The organism is Flavobacterium sp. ZT3R18, assembly GCF_007097385.1.
In the GTDB taxonomy this organism is placed as follows: domain Bacteria; phylum Bacteroidota; class Bacteroidia; order Flavobacteriales; family Flavobacteriaceae; genus Flavobacterium.
On sequence record NZ_VJZS01000051.1, the window covers coordinates 1 to 2,718 of the forward strand.

At 35.0% G+C, this 2,718-nt stretch carries 2 protein-coding genes; both read right to left on the bottom strand.

Annotated elements, in window-relative coordinates:
• Positions 1 to 1,294 (bottom strand): hypothetical protein (locus FNW52_RS20460; protein WP_143379321.1); only part of this gene is annotated, 1,294 nt, incomplete at its 3' end.
• Positions 1,295 to 1,305: 11 nt separating this feature from the next.
• On the bottom strand, positions 1,306 to 2,697 hold the full coding sequence (locus FNW52_RS20465; RefSeq protein ID WP_143379322.1) for a RagB/SusD family nutrient uptake outer membrane protein: 1,392 nt from the start codon (positions 2,695 to 2,697) through the stop codon (positions 1,306 to 1,308).
• Positions 2,698 to 2,718 lie beyond the last annotated feature (21 nt).

The window sequence follows — 2,718 nt, forward strand, 5'->3', positions numbered from 1 at the left end:
TATTATATATCCACCAATTGTTTTCTTTAAAGTAAGCAATGTATTTTCCTGTTGGAGAAGCAATACTATTTGTTAGGTTACCAGAATGGTTTTTTAAAAGAATGCTCTTTTCGAAAGTTTTAAGATTCATAATATAAAAATCCCTGTTCCCCTGATATTCAAATTGAGGCTCATACTCTTTTGGGTTAGATAAAATGGCATATTCTTGGTTACCAGAGAGCATCACATTAGGCAGTTGAGTTGTTGTAATCGGTTTAGACAGATTTGACAAGGGTAGCCATAAAGCCAATTTTGCATACTCTCGAAACTGCCCTTGTTTTTGTTTTTGAGGATAAATCCATTTATCATTTGCATTCCAAACTTCTACATTCGAATCTTCTTTATTTTGCGGAAGATTTGGTTTGTTTTTAAAAGCAAAAAACACTTTTTGTACATCATCTGAGATTAGTAATTCAAAATTTTGATCTAAGGCTATATAAGCATTGTTTGGAAAATTGGGATGAGTTAAAGAATTCAGTTTATACAATTTGTCATTCGCTAGAGTATAGTAGAAAAGTGTATTATCTGAAAGGTTTTCAGATTGCCCTAAGAAAGCCAGAGACTTTCCGTCTTTTTGCCATGTAAAACCATCAAACTTATCTTCACCACCCTTCAAAAGCGACTTTTCACTATTTGCCTGTTTAAGATCTATAAGTAGTAACGCATATTTATTATTTGAAAAAGTGCTGTACACCAGTTCTTGTTCATTAGGGCTTAACGTAAAATAGGTCACATCTTGAACTTCTTTTACAATTTTTCCAAGAGGAGTTCGAATTAGTAATTCATCTTTGTCTCTTTCGGAATGAAAATTAATAATCAAATGATCTGTGAATTGCGAATACGCATATTGGCTAACCAATTTTATGATTTCTTGCTTTCCTGTTTTTAAATTTAGTATCTGTAATCCTTGTTTAGTTAAGCAAACGAATGTGTTATTTTTAGTAAAGATTGAATTGTCTCCTGCGGGGTAACTGTATGTTTTATTAGAGATTGTGTTTCGGACAAAAAGGGTGTCTATGCCATTGTCATAGCTCATTCTATAACTGGCCCACTGCTGATCAGGCGCTATTTTATCTAAATTTAACTCTCCCCATAAATGGTAGTCAGATGGGGTTAATTCTTTTTTTTGCACCACCTGTCCCCACAAGGGACAGGCTACTAATGGCAAAATAAAAAATAAAAATAAAATTATGATTGGACATAAAGCTTTGAAATTCTTGCTGGAATTTTTGGTTGTAGTATCGTTTTTTAACATGATTACTTTGTTTAATATCCTGGGTTTTGAGGACGCAGATTTGGATTGGTACTTAATTCACTTTGAGGAATTGGGAGTAAGCTATCCGTAGTATTCCATCCTGGTTTTATCACTGCTAATACATTGTCAAGCTGATTAAAGCGCTTCAAATCAAAAAAGCGATGTCCATGTTCGGTAAAAAACTCCCACCTTCTTTCCTGTAAGATAGCTTCCAGAATTTCCTGTTGGGTAATGGCAGTTGTATCATTTAGTCCGGCACGATTCCTGATTTTGTTTAAATCTTCTTTAGCACCAATAAGATCACCTTGCTGCGCTCGTGCTTCTGCTCTGATAAGATATTGCTCTGTTAAGCGAAAGACAATGGAGTATTCTTGCGATGTAGCCGTAAAGTTTTCTTCTTTGTACTTATAGGCATGGTGCCAAGTCGTGGTTCCATCTGTTACTTCTTTTACCCAATTTGATTTACGTAAATCACCAATTGTAAAAGAATTTACTAAATCATTATTCAAGGCAACTAAGGATGGCGGTCCTGATACGAATATAAAGATGGCTGCTTCCTGAGTGTTTCGTCCCGCTGTTGCGGATTGTAATTGCCAGATAGTTTCCTTGGAATTAATTAAAAAGACCTGATCTATATTTTCTTCCAATAAAAAAAGATCTGTTTGGTTTAATACGGCGGAGGCTGCATTGGCTGCTTCAGCATACGATTTATTATAAAGATATGTCCTAGCCAATAATGCTTTTGCAGTAAATTTATTTGGACGAACTCTGTCAGTACTATTATAATTGTCGGGCAAAAAATTAATTGCGTTTTCTAAATCGGTTATGATATGGTCATAGACTTCCTTGGTTGGCATTCTGGTAACTACACTATTGTTTTTATAATCTGTTTGGGTAATATAGGGAATGTCTCCAAAAAGATTCACAAGATAAAAATGCAATAAAGCCCGAATAAAAAATGCTTCACCTTGTAATTGCTTCTTGTTTTCAATAGAAAGACTGGTACTTGCCCGAACACCTTCGATTACAGAATTGGCTGCATATATTTGATTATAGGTTGCATTCCAATATTCTGCAATATCTGGCGTTGAAGGCAGAATCGTATTGTTGTAAAAATTAAAACTCGGGTTAGAAGGGGTTCCGTAAGGTGTTATTTCATCGGTATAATTTCCCAATTCGATGGACATGCCCGAGTTCGTTCCTGTTAGCATTCCCTTATCTCTAATTTTTGAATATATATCTGTTAGGGCAGCGCTTGCGGTGGCATAATCCTCAAAGACGGTGACATTGGTCAGTTGCGATTTTGGCAGCTCAACATCGACGAATGAATCGCAAGAATTCATGGCAAAAAGTAGCATACTGAGCCATAAAAAATATTTTGTAGTAAGATGTATCGTTTTCATTTTTATTACATTAAAATGTTA